The following is a 19,721-nucleotide window of genomic DNA, read 5'->3' on the forward strand; positions in this document are numbered from 1 at the left end:
CGTCTGGGTTCACCGGGCAGATGTGCCATGAGAGACCTGCGTGAGGAGACGTCCGTGCTTCGCTGCTCAGCCACCAGAGCAGGTCAGCGCCCAACCCACCGGTATGCCCGCAGCTTCCCAAGTTGAGAGCGCGAGTTCGATTCTCGTCACCCGCTCCAATATGAACCCCCAGGTCATGGACCCGGGGGTTGATTGTTGTCTGGACCAGTGGGCGTGGCGCGCACCATATCCGCACCATGAGGACCAAGCTAAGGGCTGTCCGCTCGTCCTTGTGGTGCGCGGGGACGCCCTTGTCGTGCTTCGCCCGCTCGGCTGGCTCGGCGTACGACTGTCGCCCTCGGCGCTCTCCGCGACGCTCGCGCCGAATGGCGCCGTGCGGGCGCTGCCGCCAAGGCGCGCGTCGTGTCTGGTGCGGCCGGCTGCCTTCCCTCGACCTTGAGATCGCCGCTAGTCTCCCGAAGATCGAGCTGTCGACTGGCCCGGGGATTGGGGGGACGGTGCCGGCGAGGGTCGCACAGAGCAGACGGATCGAGCGCGCGGGGGTCAACGCCCTGCGCGCACTCCTGGAAGACCACGATCAGATAGTTCAGGAGATCGACGGGGGAAACGACTACGGGGAAGATCTGTTCGTCATGCTCACCAAGGACGGCGAGCGTACCGGCGTGGCGATCGCCATCCAAGTGAAGAGCGGTGACAAGTACAAGCGAGCGCACGGTTACGCGATTCCTGTCGGCGGACATGCGAGCGACTGGAGGAACGGTCTACTGCCCGTCTTAGGCGTCGTGTTCGACGTAGATACAAAGCAGTTGTTCTGGACGAACCTCACCGAGGTTCTCGAGTCTTCTGAGGATGCGCCCACCTGGATCGCCGTGCCGGAAGAGCAGGAACTGCACGAGGACACCATCCAGTCGTTCTTGGAACAGGCCCATGCCTTCGTAGAGACCCGCGCACAACGACGCATCGAGGAAGCGACACTCCAAGTCACCCGCCTGTCGGGGTCCTCCGAGGTCTCTCCATGGTTCGTGGGCCGGCGTCAGGAGCAAGAAACGATCAGGGGCAAGCTGACTGCGACCACAGGACGACGAGTTCTCATCTCCGGTATGGCTGGCGTCGGCAAGACGTCCTTGGTGGACCAGGTGGTCAGGCACCGCGATGTGTCCGCGGTGTTCTCCGGTGGCGTGATCGTCACCGATATGTACGGCTTCTCGGCCAACCGCACGCTCATCGCACGCCCCGGCACTGCGTATGCGCCCCTTCTCTCTGCCCTCGGCGTATCGGTAAACGAGATTCCACGAACCCCAGAAGGCCAGGCTGCGCTCTACCACAAAACCCTCGACGCCCTCAGCGCGGCTGGCAGCCCAATACTAATGGTGTTCGACAACGTGGCAGAACTGTCTCAAGTCGCAGAGCTGCTTCCCGGAGCCGACGCCCATGGCGTGGTGATCACATCCCGCAGCAGGCTGGGACTTCTGGAGGGAGTCGAGACGATCACTCTGGACTGCCTCGACGCTCAGGAATCGGAAGCGCTGTTCGCCCGGATCTTGGGCCCGAGGGACCAGCGCTTGCGGGCTCCCGGCCCGATCCGTGGCCTCTGCGAGCTGTGTGGTCATCTGCCACTAGCGCTCAACATCTCGGCAGCGATCCTGAGAGAAGACGCCGAGCTCACGACGTGCGACCTACTGGAGGAGCTGAGCGAGGAAAAGAGCCGGCTCGATGTCCTGCGCTTCGGGGACACGGCGGTCAGGGCAGCACTTCAGGTCTCCCTCGCTCGCCTCGACGACACCCTGAGGGACCCCTTCTGTCGACTGTCCATTCACCCTGGCAGCGAGATGTCCGAGCAGGCCGCCTCGGCAGTTCTCGAGGTGGCAACACCACATGCACGCTCACTCTTGCGCAGGCTCAGCCAGGCCAGCCTCATTTCTCGCGGCTCTGAGACCTCCCGGTGGCGGATGCACGACCTCGTCCACCTGTTCGCTGCCGAGCAATGTGAAGCGACCGTCGCCGCAAGCGAGTGCCAAAAGGCTTTCGGTCGTCTCACTGAGCTGTACTACCAGCTCTCACTGAATGCCGACCTCACTCTGCGAGGAACCCCTGAAGGGAAGCCACCGCAGTTCAACTCAGCGGCTGACGCACTGAGTTGGTTTGACGTGGAGTGCGCAAACTTGCAGGCTACGGCGCGGCAAGCTCGGGACGTCGGCATGACCGAACAGACATATGCGTTGTCGATGCACCTCGTCGTGTACCTCGACCTGAGAGGTCGCTTCACTGAAGCTCTTCAAGCCGCACAGACAGCCTACGAGGCAGCCCGCCGAGAGCGGGACGTCGAACGACAGGTTAGGGCCCTCAACAACGTTGGAATCGGACTCACCAGCCAAGGCAAGTTGGCAGACGCCATCCGAACTCTCAAAAGGGCCGCCGCCATAGCGGAGCGGATCGGCTTTCTGGATGGCCAATGCGATGCAACAATTAGCCTGGGCGCCGCTGTTCGCCAGCACATCAGCCCCGCCGCAGCCATTCCAATCCTGATCGAGGCAGTTGAACTCGCGCGAAAGAATCAAGACCCTAACGACATCGGCGCATCGCTCACCAATCTTGGCTCCGCATATCGGGAATCCGGACGTTTGCGTCAAGCAGCAGCAGCCCTCAGCGCCTCCATTCCGTACCACCGCGCCTCGGGAAACCGGCGACAAGAAGCGTCTGCACACGCCGGTCTTGGCGTAGCCCTGAGCCAGCTGGGCCAGATCGAGAAATCCGAAGAATGCTTCCAGAAGGCCTTCATCGCGTACAGCGAGGTACAAGACGAAGCCGGGATCCATCTCAACTATATGAACCTAGGGCATACTCTGCTCCAAGCTGGCAAGATCACAGAGGCCCGACACGCCTTACATCGAGCCCACCACTATTTTAAAAGTATCTCGAACCAGCATTTCGAGGCAAACTCACTAGGCTTGCTAGGCGCCGCGGAGTGGATGTCAGGCGATATCAGCCAAGCTCAGATCTACTACGAGGAAGCTCTTCGCATCTTTCGCGGTCTGGGACTGCAAGAAAGCGCACGAGAAATGGAGGGCGCACTACGCGAAATGCTGAGCGGTCGCCTTATCTAGCTCAACCCAGCAACCGCCCCTGTCCGCTACGGTCCCGCCAGGGCCAGAGCTACGAATCAGGGCCCTGCGCCCCAACGACGCCTCGGCTCAGACCTTCTCCGCACTCACGCGTGGATGCTCGGTGGTGAGCAGCCCGATGTCTTCCACATCGGAAGTCAGGATCGTCACCTGGCCGGGATGCTGCAGGGCGGTCGCGCACAGCATGGCGTCGATGGCGTACTTGTGGCCGTGCAGCCCCGCTGCGCGCAGCAATGCGGCAGCGGATTGCGCGACGGCCTGGGTCGCCGGCTCGACAGTCAGGCGGGACAGGGTCCACTTCAGTGCGGCTTCGTTGATCTTCGGGTGGATCACCTCGACCAGCACCGCCGCCGAGGTGACTACGGGCAGGTCCGCGTCGCGAGCCGCCGTCAGCCACTCGTGGATTTCCCGATCACGCTGTACGGCCTTCGCAAGGCCCTCGCTGTCCAGGACCACAGCACCGCTCACGCGGCCGCCCCAGCATGTGAGGCACCACCGGTCAGCCGGGCACGCTTGGCCGCCACGGCCTCGGGGTCGGCCGGGCCGTGCACCTTGTCGAAGTCCGCGATCAGCTCGTCCAGGTTGTCCCGCTCGATCTGCCGCTGGGCCGCCTTCTCCAGGTAGGCCGAGACGCCCCGCTTGCCGACCCGCTCACGGATCGCCTGCAGAGTTCCGGCGGTCAGGGTGACGGAGATACCGCTGGTGGGGCCGTCGCCGGGCAGGAAGTCCACATCGTCATCAGTCACACCCCGAGTATGCCATTAAAAATGGCATAGCGCGTGGCAAGTGCGCGGGATTCCGACCGGTGTCACGGAGGAATCCAGCGCCGGAGGCTGGTGGGCGTATGCAGCCGCAACGCCGTCTCAACAGCTGATCTCCGCACGGGACAGCCCGCGCGGAGTTGTCCCCCGGTAGCGCCAGCCTCCCCCTTCCGTGCCCTCCGCGTGCCCGTAAGGACGGAAAAGCACGGTCAACAACGGTGCATTCCGGCCCACACGACCACCCCAAGGTCCAGGCATCTGTGCTGGTCAAATCCATGGAGCCCGCCCAAGCGCCGTCGCTTCCCGGGCTGAGGGCCTGAATGTCAGAGCCAGGTGCTAGCTTCCGCCGTCCACGGAAACAGGAAGGGGATGAGGACGGGTGGGGGCTTCAGGGTGGGACTACTACGTGCCGTACCAGGAGGACCTGAACGCTGCGCTTCAGCAGTTGCGGCGCGAGGTGTTCGAGGCTGGGGACTACTACTGGGTCAACGGCGGCGACTGGCGACCAGAGGAAGACCGGGAGCCACGGCCGCAGTCGCTGGAGGAACTGTGGGAGGACGAGTTGGTCCAGGAGGCCGGCACACACTCGATCCTGGACATCTTCAGCGTCGTGGGGCCTGACGACACCCCGGACTACAACACAGTGGAACCCGTGACGGCTGAGGAAGCGCGCGAGTTGCTGGGTACCGACAAGCTGACCCGTGCGCATGTCGTGGACTTCGACGTCTTCCCCCGGTCGCGATGGATCGGAAGGTGTGCAGTGCTGCACGACGACGAGGGGAACCCCCGAGAGATCCACTTTTGGGGCCACTCGGGTGACTGAACTGCAGACCCAGCACGCAGCGGCTGACATCCGCGAGCTTCACTCTCAGGCCAATTGTCCTGTTCTACGCGTCGGCGTCTATGGACGACAGGGGAATGCGCAGGACGCGGTGCAGTCGGGCGGAGGTCTCGATGTCGAGGCCCAAGCTCGCGTGGCGCAACGATTCGCTGTGTCGGCCGATGAGGGCCAGGTCATGAAGCTGACGGTGCAACTCCGCGGCGAGAACCCCGCCAGGGTCGTCGGCGTAACTGTCATCCGTGTTCGAGCGCTCGTCCACAGCCTCGACAGCGCGGCTGCTCACCACCGAGGCCAGATCACTTGCCCCGAACAGATATGCGGCCGCGGTGTAGAGCACTGCGGCCGCCGCCGGCTCGTCGGCGTCACCGGGGCCATCCTGTCCGTCGTTGTGGCAGTAGTCGCTCAGGAGGTACTCGCCCATCCCGTGCTTGATCTCTCCGAACGCCGCTGAATTACCCAGCGCGGCTTCCCAGAGCGCGTTGAGCAAGGGTCGGAGGCCGAGGGTGTACTCCGCCTGCTCATTGGCCGGAAGAGCCTGCTGGTCCCGCATCAGACGCTCCGCCACACCCACGGCGAACACAACACGCTCATCCGGGGACGCCTTGGCCAACCGATTTGCCAGCTCGGCTTCCAACTCCTGCCAGGTCGCCATCCGTGCCCACCCCAGTCATGACTCTGATCACCTGGCCATGACCCTAGTCGCACCGTCGGGCGTACGGATGATGTACGCGTTCCCGGCCGACGGCCGGCCGACGACATCCCGATCAACCGGCAGTGGTCGCGGGTGCCGCGCCTACCTGCGACGTCTGATGTACCAGCCCGCCACCAGCGTGATGAGGATGGCGACCACGAAGGCCCAGACGGTCGTCGCGCCGTGGTACGAGCGGTAGGTCACCAAGGCAAGCATGTTCAGGCGGATACCCGGGACGGGTGGCTTCGCACTCGGCTGCCGGCCGTGCCTGGTCGGCTGGCTTGTCGGGGTGATCGATGACGTCGACGGTGTTGATGTTGAGCGCGGCGTCCCAGGACCGTCAATGGAGCCGAACAGGCCGACCCAACTGTGACTGAGCGCCTTGGTTGGCCTTACGGCGCATTCGACGGAGGTACGGAAGGCTGTTTCGATCCCTCCATGCAGCCCTGCATCATCGCCGTAGTGACCTTGCCCTTGAAGCCTGCTGCTGGCGTCAGCCGGTCCTGGCACCAGAGAAAGACGTCGTCCGACATGCCGGATCCCGGGTTCTCCCCTTGCCTGGCGAGACCGGCGGCGAAGTCGTAGCCGCGCTTGTATTGGGCGTCCGCAATCGAACCGGGCTCGTACGGGTTCCCGTAGATGATGGGACCTGACGGGTCGAAGGCGCCACCTCGAGGCATGAACATGGCGACCAGCAGCACAGCGGGCAGGCCGACCAAGACCGAGGCGAACAGCCAGCCCATCTTCTGGGACGTCCTCTTGCCGACCGCATAGGACAGCATCGCCAGCGGAATGGCCAGAACGAACGCCAGGAACGGGATGATCACTACACCACCTGCCACAGGTCAGGCCCCCCCCTTTTCGCGGCTCGGCGGCGCCATGTTACGTCTCGTGATCGGGACACGGAGGCGCGGGGTGTGCGGTCCTCAGCGACGCCTGGTGGCCGATCACCACCGGCCGGGTGTCGCGCTCACTGGCCAACGAAAGCGCTCAGTCACAGCAACAGCATCGCGCAGAGCGGGTCGCCCGCCGCCTACATTTCGCGGGAAACCCGCACGAACCCCTCACTCCACTCGTCCTCATCAAGCGAGTGCGCGTCTATGACGAAGCAGTCCGGTTCGTCGGAGAAGCCAGGAAGGAGCCGCGCTCGGCGTATGCGCTCCTCAGCCTTGTCCTGAGTGGAGTAGACGCCGAGCATCTTGACGTCGTCGCCGTCCTGCTCATCGACGTACACCGTCTCCCCGTCGACGTGCAGAGTGGCACCCTCGGCACCGGCTTCGTTCTGGTGCCCGATGTGCCACAGCAGATAGACCGTCATGCGCCGGAGACTACGGCAGCACCCAGTGCAGGGCGGTGGCATCATCGTGGGCCTTGCCCCGCGGCCAGCAGGACGAAACCCCAGCTCACAGCGCGCCGACCATATGGGTTACCACCCGGGGGTGGACCTCAGGCAAGATGGGGTGTATCTGCCCACTGCCTGATTTCAAGCTGCCGGACGGTTTCTCTTGGCTGAGTTCATTTACACCATGCGCAAGGCGCGCAAGGCGCACGGCGACAAGGTGATCCTCGACGATGTCACCCTGAGCTTCCTTCCCGGCGCCAAGATCGGCGTCGTCGGTCCGAACGGTGCCGGTAAGTCGACCGTTCTGAAGATCATGGCGGGGCTGGAGCAGCCGTCGAACGGTGACGCCTTCCTCACCCCTGGTTACACGGTGGGCATCCTGATGCAGGAGCCCAAGCTCAACGAGGAGAAGACCGTCCTGGAGAACGTCCAGGAGGGTGTCGCGGGGATCAAGGGCAAGCTCGACCGGTTCAATGAGATCGCCGAGCTGATGGCCACTGACTACTCCGACGCCTTGCTCGACGAAATGGGCAAGCTGCAGGAAGACCTCGACCACGCCAACGCCTGGGACCTCGACGCCCAGCTGGAGCAGGCCATGGACGCCCTGGGCTGCCCGCCCGGCGACTGGCCCGTGGCGAACCTCTCCGGTGGCGAGAAGCGCCGCGTGGCGCTCTGCAAGCTCCTTCTGGAGGCCCCGGACCTGCTGCTGCTCGACGAGCCCACCAACCACCTCGACGCCGAGTCGGTGAACTGGCTGGAGCAGCACCTCGCCAAGTACGAGGGCACCGTCGTGGCCGTGACCCACGACCGGTACTTCCTCGACAACGTGGCCGGCTGGATCTGCGAGGTCGACCGCGGCCGCCTCCACGGCTACGAGGGCAACTACTCCAAGTACCTGGAGACCAAGGCGACCCGTCTCAAGGTCGAGGGCCAGAAGGACGCCAAGCGGCAGAAGCGGCTCAAGGAAGAGCTCGAGTGGGTGCGGTCCAACGCCAAGGGGCGTCAGGCCAAGTCCAAGGCGCGTCTGGCCCGGTACGAGGAGATGGCCGCCGAGGCCGAGAAGATGCGGAAGCTGGACTTCGAGGAGATCCAGATCCCGCCGGGCCCGCGCCTGGGCAACGTCGTCGTCGAGGTCAGCCAGCTCAACAAGGCCTTCGGCGAGAAGGTCCTCATCGACGATCTGAGCTTCACGCTGCCCCGCAACGGGATCGTCGGCGTCATCGGTCCGAACGGTGCCGGCAAGACGACCCTGTTCAAGATGATCCAGGGCTTCGAGACGCCCGACTCCGGTTCCATCAAGGTCGGCGACACCGTCAAGATCTCGTACGTCGACCAGAGCCGCGAGAACATCGACCCGAAGAAGACGCTGTGGGCCGTCGTCTCCGACGAGCTCGACTACATCAACGTCGGACAGGTCGAGATGCCCTCCCGCGCCTACGTCTCCGCGTTCGGATTCAAGGGCCCCGACCAGCAGAAGCCCGCCGGCGTCCTCTCCGGTGGTGAGCGCAACCGGCTCAACCTCGCGCTCACCCTCAAGCAGGGCGGCAACCTGCTGCTCCTCGACGAGCCCACCAACGACCTTGACGTCGAGACGCTGTCGAGTCTCGAGAACGCGCTCCTCGAGTTCCCCGGCTGCGCCGTCGTCGTCTCCCACGACCGGTGGTTCCTGGACCGCGTCGCCACGCACATCCTCGCCTACGAGGGTGAGTCGAAGTGGTTCTGGTTCGAGGGCAACTTCGAGTCGTACGAGAAGAACAAGGTCGAGCGGCTCGGGCCGGACGCCGCCCGTCCGCACCGTGCCACCTACAAGAAGCTGACCCGGGGCTGATCGATCTTGCGGCACCTCTACCGCTGCCCGCTGCGCTGGTCGGACATGGACGCGTACGGCCACGTCAACAACGCGGTCTTCATCCGCTACCTGGAGGAAGCCCGTATCGACTTCCTCAACCGCCCGGAGAAGAACTTCAAGCAGGGGTCCGTGGTGGCGCGCCACGAGATCGACTACAAGCGGCAGCTCGTCCACCGGCACCGGCCCGTGGACATCGAGCTGTGGGTCACACAGATACGGGCCGCCTCCTTCACCATCACCTACGAGGTGAAGGACGGCGACCACGTCTACGTCACCGCGTCGACGGTCATCGTGCCGTTCGATTTCGAGGCGCAGCGGCCGCGCCGGATCACCGCCGAGGAGCGTGAGTTCCTGGAGGAGTACCGGGACGACGACAAGGAGGCCGTCGCCGCATGACGGTGCTCCACCTCGCCGACGAGGGGGAGGCGGCGGACCTCGCGGCCTTCCTCTCCCGGCTGCTCCACTACGACCGCGGCGCCGCCGTCCGGCTCCAGGCGGCCGGCACCGCCCTCGCCGTGTTCGGACGGCCGCCCTCCTTCGAGGTGCTGGCCATCCGCGCCGTACGGCTCGCCAAGCCGTACGAGCACGGTCTCGACATCACGCTCGACGTGACCGTCTCCGCCGGGGAGCTCCTGGAGACCGTGGACGAGGCGGGGGCGACAGCCGCCGTCCCGGGCGCGGTCACCGGGCCGCCGTGGGCCGGGGTGCTGCCGCCGCGCGGTGGGTGGCAGCCCGTGCCGGGGCTGCCGTCGCCGGACGCCCTGCGCACGACGGTCGGCGCGGCCGTCGCCGAATTCCGCTCCCGTACGGGCGAGTTGGCCGCCGAGGGGCGTACGCGCGCCGAGCTCGACCGGATCGGGCGGGACATCTGGTCCCGGCCGGTCGGGGACACCCACCTGCCGGTACGGGCCGTGCACGCCGCCCAGTCACTCGGCTTCCTGCGACCCGGCGGGAAGCCGGCGAAGGCGGACGTGGGGTTGTTCTCGTCCGGGGCCTGGCTCAGGCTGCGGACGCCGTACGGGTCCGTCGCCGTACGGCGGACCGGGCTCGGGGCGCTGGGTCTCAGCGTGCGCTGAGACCGACCCGAGAGCCCGGCGCCATCAGCTCGGTGCCGTCAGCCCGGCGTGTTCACCATCGACGCCGCCGCGTACGTCAGGTACTTCCACAGCGTCTCCTCGTGCTCCTCGGAGAGGCCGAGCTCGTCCACGGCGTCCCGCATGTGCTTCAGCCAGGCGTCGTGGGCGGCCTGGTCGACGGTGAACGGGGCGTGGCGCATGCGCAGCCGGGGGTGGCCGCGGTTGTCGCTGTACGTCGTGGGGCCGCCCCAGTACTGCATGAGGAACAGCACCAGGCGCTCCTCCGCCGGGCCCAGGTCCTCCTCGGGATACATGGGCCGCAGGATCGGATCCTCGGCGACTCCCTCGTAGAAACGGTGGACGAGCCGGCGGAAGGTCTCCTCCCCGCCGACCTGCTCGTAGAAGGTCTGCTCCTGAAGCGTGCCGCGCCGAATCTCTTTCACGTCCCCCATGGTCTCAGACCGGGCGACCGAGGACTCGAGGCTTAGGACCACGCCCGGTGCTCGCCTCGCGCCGGGTCACGCAGGACAGTGGACATATGGGTACGCACGCTCTCGACAAGGACAGCAAGGGCGACGGGAACGACAGGGCCGAGGGGATCGAGGACCGCGCCGCCTCGGCCCGGGCCGCGCTGGTGGGCGAGATCGAGCTCAGCGGGGCCTTCCGCGCCGACCCGGCTTGGAAGGACGCCTTCCTCGCGGTTCCACGCCACCTCTTCGTGCCGTACTACTACGTCGGCGTCGTCGGCGGCTACGAACGCCGCTGGGGCGAGAGTCCCGACCTAAGCGCGCGTGAGCGCTGGGTGGTCGGAGCGTACGCGGACCACCCCCTGGCCACGCGGATGCGCGACGGAGAGCTGGTCTCCTCCAGCAGCCAGCCCTCGCTGATGGCGCTGATGCTGGCCGAGCTGCGGGTCGAGGAGGGCGACCGGGTCCTGGAGATCGGCGCCGGCACCGGCTACAACGCGGCGCTGCTGGCGTACCGCCTCGGCGACGACCATGTCACCACGGTCGACCTGGACCCGGAGATCACCGAGTCCGCGCGCCGGCACCTCGCCGACGCCGGGTACCACCCCACCGTCGTCACCGGCGACGGCGCCCGCGGAGTGCCCGAACGCGCCCCCTTCGACCGGATCATCGCGACCTGCGCCCTGCCGGCGATCCCGCCCGCCTGGATCGCCCAGTGCCGTCCCGGCGCCCGGATCCTGAGCCCGCTGGCCACCGGCCTGATCGCGCTGACGGTACGGGACGCCGGGCACGCGGAGGGGCGCTTCCTGCACACGCCCGCCTATTTCGTACCGCTGCGCGGCGGCGGCCGTCCCGAGCGGGATCCGGCCTCACTGGCCGGGGTGCCGCGCCGGGCCCGGGAGCACGAGCTGTTCCGGTTCCTGCTGGCGCTCACCCGCGGCAGCCTCGATCCGCAGGAGGCGTACGCGCTGTGGGAGCGCGAGTGCATGCCCCAGCGCGAGCGGTACGGCATCACGGTCGGTGGCGACCGCGAGTGGGCGTGGCTGGACGACCCTGAGGGGCCCTACGTGTGGCCCCTCAGGTGACGCCGGTCGACCGGACTACTGGCTTACTGGCCGCGGTGGATCGTAATCGTCGTCCAGGCACCCACATGGACGCGGTCGCCGTCCTGGAGCGGAACCGGGACGAACGGCTGGATCGGTTCTTCCCCGCCGTTGACCGTCGTGCCGTTCGTCGAGTTCTGGTCGACGACCGCCCAGCTGCCGTCGGGCTGCTGGACCAGCACCGCGTGCTGGTGCGAGACGCCCGGGTCCTCCGGCGGCACCGACAGGTCGATGTCGGGGGTCTCGCCGGTGGAGTGGCGGCGGCGGCCGATGGTGATCTGGTTGCCGGTGAGGGCACGCTGCTGCTCCGGCGAGTACGCGGGCAGGTTCAGACCCGCGGCCTCGGGGCCGGAGCGCTGCATCATCGCCATGAAGTACGCGCGGTCCGGGCCGATGGTCGCCGTCCAGGTGCCGCCGCCCTGCTGGGGGTAACCGGGGCCGGGCGGTGCCTGGGTGGCGCCGGGCTGGGGGTAGCCGTAGCCGCCGGACGTGGGGCCGGGCTGCGGGTAGCCGTAGCCCCCGCCCTGGCCGGGGCCGCCGGACGGCGGGGAGATCACCCAGTCGTCGTCACCGCCACCGAAGGACGGGCCGGACGGACCGGACGGACCGCCCTGCGGCGGCCGGCCGGTCTCCTGCGGGTACCCGGGCGGGGCGGGCGGCGCCGACTGCTGGAACGCCTGCGGGGGCCCGCCCGCCGTGGCACCGGGGCCGGGCGGAGGCGGACCGGGACGCGAGCGGTCGTCACCGAAGCCGCCGCCGGGGCCACCGGGCTGCGGGAACCCGTAGCCGGAGGGGCCGGGCTGACCGGGCTGACCGGGCTGACCGGGACGGCCGGGCTGGTTCGGGCCGCCGGGACCACCGGGGCCGCCAGGCCCACCAGGCCCGCTACCGGGACCCGACGGACCGCCGCCGAATCCGGGCGGGCCGGGCGGGTTCGGGCCGCCGGGACCGCCGGGGCCACCACCGGGCCCGCTACCGGGACCCGACGGACCGCCACCGAAGCCGGAAGGGCCGGACTGGTTCGGCCCACCGGGACCGCCACCGAATGCGGGAGGGCCGGACGGGTTGTGGCCACCAGGGCCGCCAGGCCCACCGGGCCCGCCAGAACCCCCCGGGCCACCACCGAATCCGGGCGGGCCAGACTGGTTCGGCCCACCAGGGCCGCCACCGGGCCGCCCCGAAGGACCGCCAAATCCGGGCGGACCGGACGGATTGTGACCACCAGGGCCACCAGGGCCACCAGGGCCACCGGGACCCCCAGGCCTCGACTGCCCACCCCCGAATCCGGGCGGCCCGGACTGCCGGGAGGGCTCGCCGCCGAACGGCGGGATCGGCTCCGCAGGCCGGTTCACCTGGGACGGACGCGAGCCCTGGTAGTCGAACGAGTCACCGCCGCCGTACGACGGTCCGGCCGGGCCCCCCGGACCGGGCCCCTGACCGGGCCCCTGCGGGAAGCGCGGACCACCCGGACCACCCGGTCCACCCGGCCCGCCAGGACCACCCGCACCGCCAGGACCGCCAGGACCGCCAGGACCAGGACCGGGCCCCGGCGACCGCGGTGCCGCAGGCGTGTACGACGTCGCCGTGTTCGTCAGGAAGTTCCACCGGCACTCCTCGCAGAACGGCGCGCCGCCCTCACGGGGCGTGCGGCACTGCGGGCAGAGCTCCGGCTCGTGGCCGCCGGGCGCACCGCCGGGGCCGGGGGGCGGGAAGCCGTAGCCACCGCCGGGGGGCGGGGGCGGCGGCGGGGGTACGGCACCGGCCATGCGGTGACCGCAGACCTCGCACCAGTCGTCGGAACCCGACTGGTGTCCGTTCGGGCAGGTCGGCATGTCGGCGCTTCCCCCTCTCCTTACCGGCCGGTTCGACCGGATTTTTACCAACCCCGGGGGGTCGGGCTCGCAGCTGCTTACGTCACTTCTTTACACGAACAGTCTTGGTGGACCGGGTTTCGAGAGTCATCTCGTCGGCCTCCGCGACCTTCGCCTTCAGTCGCACAGTACCTGTCGCGGCGTCGACCACGTCCACCACCTTCGCAAGCAGTTTCGCAGTATCGGCGTTCCCCGAGGCACTCGCGAGCTGGACGGCCCGGCCCAGTTTGGCCGTCGCCGCCTCGACATCTCCCGCTTTGCGCAGATCGAGACCCTGTTGGATGACCTGTGCCAGTTCGGCCTGGCCGGTGTAGTGGGCGACCTGGGGGTTGATCGACGTGGAGGCGACCATGTCCTCGGTCCACACGGCCCGTACGAGACCCTGCGCGCCCAGGTTCTGCACGCTGCCGTCGGGCTGCGGAATCACCAGCGAGGCCCGGGCCGCCAGCATCTCCTGGCCGATGTTCGCGGCCGGTACCTCCACGCAGACGTGGTAGTCACGGGACTCGTCGCCCCAGGAACCGGTGGGGTAGTCGCCGGCTCGGGGGCCCGCCTCGGTGCGGCGGTCGGTCAGTTCCACGACCGTCGGCGCGACCTGCTTGACGAATCTGATCGTCGTGCCGACCGGCGTCCACAGCCGCAGGGCGACATCGGCGACCTCCTTGCCCATCGCCGTCTCCATCATCCCCGTGAAGTCGGCGGCGAGGCCGGCCGGGTCGGCGACGATGTCGGCGGTGCCGAGCAGCGCGGAGGCGATGGTTGTGACTTCTTTCACTTCCCAGTCGGTGCCGACACCCCGTGCGTCGCAGGTGAAACGCCCGGCACACGCGTCCAGGGCGGCCTTGAGGTCCTGCGGCGACTCGTGCTCGTTGCGGCCGTCGGTGAGCAGGATGCCGTGGCGGATGGCGACGTCCGCCGACGAGAGCAGGCGGTCGGCGAGACGCAGCCAGGTGCCGATGGCCGTACCGCCGCCGGCGCTGAGCCTGCGCAGGGCCTCCTTGGCCTGGGCGCGGGTGGTGGCGTCGGCGACGGCGAGACGGCCGCCGCCGGGGTAGACCTCCTTGGCGACGTGCGTGCCGCCGATCACCGCGAAGTGCACGCCGTCGCGCAGGGTGTCGATCGCGGCGGCGGTGGCGTCGCGGGCGTTGCGCATCTTCGTCGGCGGGTAGTCCATCGAGCCCGAACAGTCGACCATGATCGCCACGGCCGCGTCCGGACCCTGGCCGGGCGCGTACAGATGGGGTGCCGCGACGGAGCTGCCGACGGTGCCGCCGCCGGTGGCGGTCACCGTGACGATCGCGTTGACCTCGCGGCCGCCCTCCGGCAGGTACTCGTTCTGGTACACGTCCACCGAGAACCGCGGCACGTTCGACTTCGAAAAATTGGCCATGTCTGCTCAAATCCCCCTCGGAAACTCCACGTGGGTGGAGTTGATGACTGAGGACGGACCGGTCCCCTCCGATCCGTCCCCCCTCCGTCGAGTTGCCCCGTTTCTGTCGCCTCAGGCGGATCCTGCCCCCTGCGGCGGGGGCGGGAACGGCAGGACGGCCACTGTTACGTTGTCGTGGCCCCCGCCGTCCAGGGCGCGGCCGACGAGGACCCGGGCGCTGTGCAGGGGGTGGGTGGCGGCGTCCGCGGGGACGGCGTCCGCCATCTCCTCGGCCCCCTCCGCGTAGTTCCACAGGCCGTCGGTGCACACGATCACCACACCCGGCCGGTCGGGCTTGAAGGAGGCGGTGTGCGGCTCCAGTTCGTAGGCGTCCGCACCGAGCCAGCCGGTGATCGCGTGGGCGCGCTCGTCGGCGTAGGCCTCCGCCTCGCTCATCAGGCCCGCCGCGACCATCTGCGCGGCCCAGGAATCGTCCTCGGTGAGCCGGGCGGGGGGTGCGGTGCGGTCCAGCGGGACCCAGTAGGCGCGGCTGTCGCCGACCCAGCCGACGACGAGGAGTCCCGCGGTGACGACCGCGCCGACGAGGGTGCAGGCGGGGGCGTTCTGGTGCGGGGCGTGCTCACGGGCCGTGGCGGGTTCGTCGGCCAGCGCGTTGACGGCGTGCGAGGCGGCGACGATCGCCTCGTGCATGGCCTGCTGGGGGTGGGTGCCCTGCGGCAGGGCGGCCAGCAGCGACTCGCTCGCCGCCCGTGACGCCGCGAGCGAGGCGTCGTCCGGGCGGGTCGCCGAGGACACGCCGTCGCAGACGATCGCCAGGACCGCGGGGGAGCCGTCGGGGAGGGTGGTGTTGCCGAGGGCGAAGGCGTCCTCGTTGCGGTGGTGGCGCAGACCGCGGTCGCTGACCGCGGCCACCGGGCCGAACTCCTGCTCCATGTGGTCCCGTTCCCGTGGCTGGGCGTGTCCGCAGTTCTCGCAGTAGCCGTCGTCGTCGACCCGTCCCGCCCGGCACGCCACGCACACCGCGGTCTCCCCGCCGGGCACCGCGACCTCGGCGGCGACACGCGGATCGGGCGCCTGCAACGGGTACTCCTCGGGCTCCGGCGCCCGGTCGAACCGCACACCGGTGGGCGGCGCGGCGGGGGAGCCCGCGACCGGCGGTACCGGGGAACCCACGGCCACGGCCGGGGGCACCGGTGCGGCGAGGGGAGGCGGTGGTGGGACGGGCGCGTGCGCCGGTACCTGCGGCGGCGCCGGCATCTCGTCCGGAAGCGGCGGCACGGCGGACAGGTCGTATCCGCACGCGCCGCAGAAGCGGTCGCCCGACTCGAGCGGCTCCTCGCAGCTCGGGCACTTCGACAGGGCGGCCTGTTGGGGCATCTGGGACATCAACTACACCCACGTCCGGGGGCGGTAACGATTGGCACGTTCCACCAGGTCGATCCTCTCCTCACCGCCGGTCGCCAGCCGCGCCAGCGTGCGGTACGAACGTTCCAGGCCGAACCGCAGGCCGCGCTCGTCCAGTCCGCTGCCGAGCAGCGTCCGCCCCCCGGCGGCGGTGGGGGCGGAACCCTGGCCCCCGGACAGTATCCAGTCCAGGGCGGAGCCGAGAACTTCGGTGGACAGCTGTTCACGCCGTCTCGGGTCGAGACCGTACGCGTCCAGCGCCTCCACCTGGGCCGCCGCGGCGGTCAGGTCCTCCAGGAACGGTACGTCGGAGGCGAGCGCCGTGCGCTGCCGCAGCCGGGCGCGCACCGCTGCCACGCGGGCGGCGGTGTAGTGGATGGACGACTCCGGAACCGACTCCAGTGTCCGTACGGCACCCCGCCGGTCCCCGGCCGCGAGCTGCACGCGGGCCAGCCCGAACGCGGCGCTCACATAGCTCGGGTCGGTCGACCACACCAGGCGGTAGTACTCGGCGGCGTTGTCGAGTTGACCGAGCACCTCCGCGCACAGGCCGAGGGCCAGCTTCGGCGCGGGCTCGCCCGGGAAGGCGTCGTAGATCGCGTCGAAGGCGAGCGCCGAGCCCTCGTGGTCGCCGGTGACCAGCGCGGTCACGCCCCGGTACCAGACCACCCGCCAGTCGTCGGGCCGCTCCTCCTCCAGTTCGGCCAGCGAGCGCAGCCCGGTTCCGAAGTCGCCGTTCTCCAGCAGGGCCCGGACCTGCCGCAGCCGGGTCTCGACCGACACGGCCGGCGCCGCGGCGAGCGCACCGAGCAGCTCGGCGGGCGCGGAGGTCATCAGGCCCGCGAGGAAACCGGCGTTGGGGTCGGCCGGGTCCACCAGCGGCACGGGCAGCGCGAGGGACGCGGCGGCGGAGTCGACGGGCCTGACGAGGCCCGCCGCACTGGAAGGGGGCAGCGCCACCCGCTCCCGTCTTCCGGGCACCGCCCGCGCGCCCAGCCGCGACACCTCCCCGTCCAGCACCGGGAACAGCTCGGCGTCCGTCACCTTGGTCTCGGGCCCGAACAGCGTCGACAGCGCGGGCCGGGCCCGCCCGGTCTGGAGCGACACCACCTCGCGCAGCACACCCGTCAGCTGCTCGGCCATCTCCTGCGCGGAGGCGAACCGGCGGGCCGGGTCGGGGTCGGTGGCGCGTACCAGCAGCCGGTAGAAGGACTCGTACTGGCGGAAGACGTCGATGTTGTCGGGGTCGGGCAGGGAGTCGACGAAGACGTTCGTGTAGCCCTGGAAGTCGAAGGTGAGCACCGCGAGGGTGCGGCCGACGGTGTAGAGGTCGCTCGCGACCGACGGGCCGACCTCCGCGACCTCCGGCGCCTGGTAGCCGACCGTGCCGTAGATGGCCGACTCCTCGTCGTCCATCCTGCGCACCGCGCCCATGTCGATCAGCTTGAGCTGGTCCTCGGTCTGGATCGCGTTGTCGACCTTGAAGTCGCAGTACAGCAGGTTGCGGCTGTGCAGGTGGCCCAGGGCCTCGAGGGCCTCGATGCCGTACGCGCACGCCTGCTCCACCGGCAGCGGGTCGCGCTTGCCGTCCGGGGTGCGACGGGCGTTGGCGATCTCCTTCAGGGACTTGCCGCCGACGTACTCCATGACGATGTACCCGTCCAGCGAACCCGTCCGCTGGTCGAGGTGCTCCACGAAGTTGTAGATCCGCACGATGTTGGCGTGCTCGATCTCGGCCAGGAAGCGCCGCTCGGAGATGGCCGCCGCCATCGCGTCCTGGTCACCGGTGTCGAGGAGGCCCTTGAGGACCACCCAGCGGTCCGAGACGGCCCGGTCCACGGCGAGGTAGACCCAGCCGAGGCCGCCGTGCGCCAGACAGCCCACGACCTCGTACTGCCCGTGCACCACGTCGCCGGCCGCCAGCTTCGGGACGAAGGAGTACGGGTGACCGCACTTCGTGCAGAAGCCCTCCGTACGTCCCGGCCGCTCCCCGCGCGCCCGGCCCACCGGCGCGCCGCAGTCGGAGCGCGAACAGAACCGCTTGCGCTCGGGCACCTCCGCCTTGTCCAGGACCATCGCGCGCGGGTCGGGCCGCGGCACCTGCGGGACCGCGACCAGACCGGCGCCCAGCCGCGCCCGCCCCGAGGAGCCCGCCGACGAGCCGGAGCTGCGCACCGACACCGAACGGCCCGTGGAGCGCCCCGACGAGGTGCGCGAGAGGCGGCCCGACACCGAGCGGCGCGACTTCGACGACTGCGACGACGTACGGGAACTGCGGGAGCTGGAGCGGGAGCTGCTGCCGGAGCCCTTGCCGCCGCCGGTGATCCCGGTCGGGGGCGACGAGAGCGCCCCGGTCGCACTGACGACCGGCGCGAGACCGCAGGTGTCGCAGTACAGCTCGCCGCCGCCCACGTCCTCGTACGACCCGTCGCAGTCCGGCCGCTGACACTTCTGGCCTGCCTGACTCATGTCCCCTGCTCCCCCCTGCGGTCCTCGGGACCGCCCTGCTCCGGCACGCGCGGGGCGCCGAGCAGTTCGGCGGCCGCGTGCTGGTAGCGCAGCACGGCCTGCTCGGCGACGCGCAGGTCGCAGGGCGCGCTCCACAGCATGCGGCGCGCCGCGTCGTACCGCTCCACCAGGAACGGGTCCTCGGCGAGCCCGTGCCGGGCCACCTTCGCCTTGTACGCGTCGAGACGGCCGCGCAGCTCGGCGCGGACCGCGAGCGGCGCGGTGACCGCGGTCAACGACTCGCGGGCCCGCAGCAGTTCGTCCTCCGCCTTCTGCTCCAGCGACTCGAGCAGCGGGGACAGGCGGTGCCACTGGGCGTGCCGGCGGTACTCGGCGGCCGTCGACAGCTGTTCCTGGAGCACGGTGGGCGGCCCGCTGACGACCGGCACCTCCGTCGCGGCGATCTTCGCCAGGACCTCACCCCGCGCGGTCCGCGCCTCGGCGAGCGTGCGGTCCGCGCGGGACAGCACGTCCCGCAGCTTCACCAGCCGCTGCTCGGCGTCCTGGCGAACCGTCAGCACCGCGTCGATCTCCCGGCGTACGTCCTCCAGGGCGCGCGCCTCCCGGTCGTACACCGTGGTGTCGGGCCGGCCGCCGCCCGGGGCCGAACTGCCCTGCGCGGGGACCCAGTAGGCGAGCGGGTCGGACACCACCTGCTCGCGCAGGGCCGTCAGGGTGCGCGTGATGCGCTCCAGGTCGTCGCCCGCCGGATGCTCACCGGGGCGTACGCCGACGGAGTGGGCGAGCCGGCGGGTGCGCTGGAGTTCAGCGGCGAGTAAATCGATCCGGGCGGGCAGCGCCGACCACACCGCGTCGGCGGCGACCACCATGTCCAGCGAGGACGCGTACAGCTCGTTCATCCGCTCCACCAGCGTGACGAGCGAGAAGGTGTGGCTGAGGCGGGCGGTGCCGTGCGGTGTCGGGGCGTTCGCCGTGGCCGCCGCGGAGTCCGCGACCGTGACGGACTCGCCGCGCAGCAGCTCCGTCAGCTCCACCAGGTCCTCCCGGCTGGACCAGCGGCGCCGCGCCCGGATGTCACGGGCGGAGCGCAACGCGCCCGTGTACGCGTCGAAGTACGCCCACAGCAGGGTGATCGACGCCTCCGCGGCCGTCCAGCGCTCCTGGGTGACACCCGTGAGCTCGGCCCCCTCGAGCAGTCTGCGGCCCGCGTGGTCCTGCAGGGCGAGCAGCGAGGTCTCGATCGCCTCGTGCTCCGCGCCGAGCCGCGCGAGCGCACGGTCCACCTCGTCCCGGTCCATCACCGGCCCGGCGGGGTCCGTGACGCCCATCGATCAC

18 protein-coding genes are annotated in these 19,721 nt (G+C 69.6%); 6 read left to right on the forward strand and 12 right to left on the reverse strand.

What is annotated here, in order from left to right:
* The first annotated feature begins 497 nt into the window (after nt 1-497).
* Entirely contained in the window at nt 498-3,104 is a 2,607-nt protein-coding gene (locus tag ACGFNV_RS31750) for a tetratricopeptide repeat protein (RefSeq protein ID WP_393627139.1), read from the forward strand.
* Nucleotides 3,105-3,191: 87 nt separating this feature from the next.
* Here ACGFNV_RS31750 and ACGFNV_RS31755 read toward each other — a convergent pair whose 3' ends face one another.
* Together ACGFNV_RS31755 and ACGFNV_RS31760 are read right to left on the reverse strand one after the other, a co-directional pair.
* Nucleotides 3,192-3,590: a PIN domain-containing protein gene (locus tag ACGFNV_RS31755; RefSeq protein WP_393627140.1), complete on the reverse strand. Its 399-nt coding sequence runs from the start codon at nt 3,588-3,590 to the stop codon at nt 3,192-3,194.
* Nucleotides 3,587-3,868 carry a hypothetical protein gene (locus ACGFNV_RS31760; RefSeq protein ID WP_360346029.1) on the reverse strand — a complete coding sequence of 94 codons (282 nt, stop codon included), beginning with the start codon at nt 3,866-3,868 and terminating at the stop codon, nt 3,587-3,589. The genes ACGFNV_RS31755 and ACGFNV_RS31760 overlap by 4 nt, the downstream gene beginning before the upstream one ends.
* Before the next feature lie 421 nt (nt 3,869-4,289).
* Between ACGFNV_RS31760 and ACGFNV_RS31765 the strand changes: the two genes are divergently transcribed.
* Complete coding sequence (locus tag ACGFNV_RS31765) at nt 4,290-4,706, forward strand: hypothetical protein (RefSeq protein ID WP_393627142.1); 417 nt, start codon at nt 4,290-4,292, stop codon at nt 4,704-4,706.
* A gap of 64 nt (nt 4,707-4,770) precedes the next feature.
* Here ACGFNV_RS31765 and ACGFNV_RS31770 read toward each other — a convergent pair whose 3' ends face one another.
* From ACGFNV_RS31770 to ACGFNV_RS31785, 4 genes are all read right to left on the reverse strand, one after another.
* The gene (locus ACGFNV_RS31770; RefSeq protein WP_393627144.1) at nt 4,771-5,376 is read right to left on the reverse strand and encodes a hypothetical protein; all 606 of its coding nucleotides are present in this window, start codon (nt 5,374-5,376) and stop codon (nt 4,771-4,773) included.
* Nucleotides 5,377-5,517: 141 nt separating this feature from the next.
* The gene (locus ACGFNV_RS31775; RefSeq protein WP_393627145.1) at nt 5,518-5,631 is read right to left on the reverse strand and encodes an LPXTG cell wall anchor domain-containing protein; all 114 of its coding nucleotides are present in this window, start codon (nt 5,629-5,631) and stop codon (nt 5,518-5,520) included.
* Nucleotides 5,632-5,807: 176 nt separating this feature from the next.
* Complete coding sequence (locus ACGFNV_RS31780; protein WP_393627147.1) at nt 5,808-6,242, reverse strand: hypothetical protein; 435 nt, start codon at nt 6,240-6,242, stop codon at nt 5,808-5,810.
* A gap of 206 nt (nt 6,243-6,448) precedes the next feature.
* Entirely contained in the window at nt 6,449-6,733 is a 285-nt protein-coding gene (locus ACGFNV_RS31785) for a hypothetical protein (protein ID WP_393627149.1), read from the reverse strand.
* A 187-nt stretch (nt 6,734-6,920) separates the two neighbouring features.
* Here ACGFNV_RS31785 and ettA point away from each other — a divergent pair, with 187 nt between their 5' ends.
* From ettA to ACGFNV_RS31800, 3 genes are read left to right on the forward strand one after another with little or no spacing between them, the layout of a single operon-like run.
* On the forward strand, nt 6,921-8,585 hold the full coding sequence (gene ettA / locus ACGFNV_RS31790) for an energy-dependent translational throttle protein EttA (RefSeq protein ID WP_393627151.1): 1,665 nt from the start codon (nt 6,921-6,923) through the stop codon (nt 8,583-8,585).
* Between the two features lie 6 nt (nt 8,586-8,591).
* Nucleotides 8,592-9,002, forward strand: a complete 411-nt coding sequence (locus tag ACGFNV_RS31795; protein WP_393627153.1) for an acyl-CoA thioesterase — start codon at nt 8,592-8,594, stop codon at nt 9,000-9,002.
* Nucleotides 8,999-9,682, forward strand: a complete 684-nt coding sequence (locus ACGFNV_RS31800; protein WP_393627155.1) for a hypothetical protein — start codon at nt 8,999-9,001, stop codon at nt 9,680-9,682. Before ACGFNV_RS31795 ends, ACGFNV_RS31800 begins: the two co-directional genes overlap by 4 nt.
* A gap of 38 nt (nt 9,683-9,720) precedes the next feature.
* Here ACGFNV_RS31800 and ACGFNV_RS31805 read toward each other — a convergent pair whose 3' ends face one another.
* Nucleotides 9,721-10,134 carry a globin gene (locus tag ACGFNV_RS31805; protein ID WP_393627157.1) on the reverse strand — a complete coding sequence of 138 codons (414 nt, stop codon included), beginning with the start codon at nt 10,132-10,134 and terminating at the stop codon, nt 9,721-9,723.
* Nucleotides 10,135-10,220: 86 nt separating this feature from the next.
* Here ACGFNV_RS31805 and ACGFNV_RS31810 point away from each other — a divergent pair, with 86 nt between their 5' ends.
* Nucleotides 10,221-11,234 carry a methyltransferase domain-containing protein gene (locus ACGFNV_RS31810; RefSeq protein ID WP_393627159.1) on the forward strand — a complete coding sequence of 338 codons (1,014 nt, stop codon included), beginning with the start codon at nt 10,221-10,223 and terminating at the stop codon, nt 11,232-11,234.
* 23 nt (nt 11,235-11,257) lie between these two features.
* Here ACGFNV_RS31810 and ACGFNV_RS31815 read toward each other — a convergent pair whose 3' ends face one another.
* The 5 genes from ACGFNV_RS31815 to ACGFNV_RS31835 form a co-directional block, all read right to left on the reverse strand.
* A complete protein-coding gene (locus tag ACGFNV_RS31815; protein ID WP_393627161.1) occupies nt 11,258-13,084 on the reverse strand; it encodes an FHA domain-containing protein in 1,827 nt (608 codons plus the stop codon).
* 82 nt (nt 13,085-13,166) lie between these two features.
* Nucleotides 13,167-14,513 carry a VWA domain-containing protein gene (locus tag ACGFNV_RS31820; RefSeq protein WP_393627163.1) on the reverse strand — a complete coding sequence of 449 codons (1,347 nt, stop codon included), beginning with the start codon at nt 14,511-14,513 and terminating at the stop codon, nt 13,167-13,169.
* Between the two features lie 111 nt (nt 14,514-14,624).
* Nucleotides 14,625-15,902, reverse strand: a complete 1,278-nt coding sequence (locus ACGFNV_RS31825; protein WP_393627165.1) for a PP2C family serine/threonine-protein phosphatase — start codon at nt 15,900-15,902, stop codon at nt 14,625-14,627.
* Nucleotides 15,903-18,386: a tetratricopeptide repeat protein gene (locus tag ACGFNV_RS31830; protein WP_393627167.1), complete on the reverse strand. Its 2,484-nt coding sequence runs from the start codon at nt 18,384-18,386 to the stop codon at nt 15,903-15,905.
* Nucleotides 18,383-19,714: a hypothetical protein gene (locus ACGFNV_RS31835; RefSeq protein ID WP_393627169.1), complete on the reverse strand. Its 1,332-nt coding sequence runs from the start codon at nt 19,712-19,714 to the stop codon at nt 18,383-18,385. Before ACGFNV_RS31835 ends, ACGFNV_RS31830 begins: the two co-directional genes overlap by 4 nt.
* Nucleotides 19,715-19,721 lie beyond the last annotated feature (7 nt).

This window comes from Streptomyces sp. NPDC048751 (assembly GCF_043198595.1).
In the GTDB taxonomy this organism is placed as follows: Bacteria; Actinomycetota; Actinomycetes; order Streptomycetales; family Streptomycetaceae; genus Streptomyces.

Bases quoted from the DNA above. Each gene is read 5' to 3' on its own strand.
- ACGFNV_RS31830 (WP_393627167.1), bottom strand. From the start codon at position 18,386: ATGAGTCAGGCAGGCCAGAAGTGTCAGCGGCCGGACTGCGACGGGTCG.
- ACGFNV_RS31775 (WP_393627145.1), bottom strand. From the start codon at position 5,631: ATGCTTGCCTTGGTGACCTACCGCTCGTACCACGGCGCGACGACCGTC.
- ACGFNV_RS31810 (WP_393627159.1), top strand. From the start codon at position 10,221: ATGGGTACGCACGCTCTCGACAAGGACAGCAAGGGCGACGGGAACGAC.
- ACGFNV_RS31800 (WP_393627155.1), top strand. From the start codon at position 8,999: ATGACGGTGCTCCACCTCGCCGACGAGGGGGAGGCGGCGGACCTCGCG.
- ACGFNV_RS31820 (WP_393627163.1), bottom strand. From the start codon at position 14,513: ATGGCCAATTTTTCGAAGTCGAACGTGCCGCGGTTCTCGGTGGACGTG.
- ACGFNV_RS31835 (WP_393627169.1), bottom strand. From the start codon at position 19,714: ATGGGCGTCACGGACCCCGCCGGGCCGGTGATGGACCGGGACGAGGTG.
- ACGFNV_RS31815 (WP_393627161.1), bottom strand. From the start codon at position 13,084: ATGCCGACCTGCCCGAACGGACACCAGTCGGGTTCCGACGACTGGTGC.
- ACGFNV_RS31770 (WP_393627144.1), bottom strand. From the start codon at position 5,376: ATGGCGACCTGGCAGGAGTTGGAAGCCGAGCTGGCAAATCGGTTGGCC.
- ACGFNV_RS31805 (WP_393627157.1), bottom strand. From the start codon at position 10,134: ATGGGGGACGTGAAAGAGATTCGGCGCGGCACGCTTCAGGAGCAGACC.
- ACGFNV_RS31785 (WP_393627149.1), bottom strand. From the start codon at position 6,733: ATGACGGTCTATCTGCTGTGGCACATCGGGCACCAGAACGAAGCCGGT.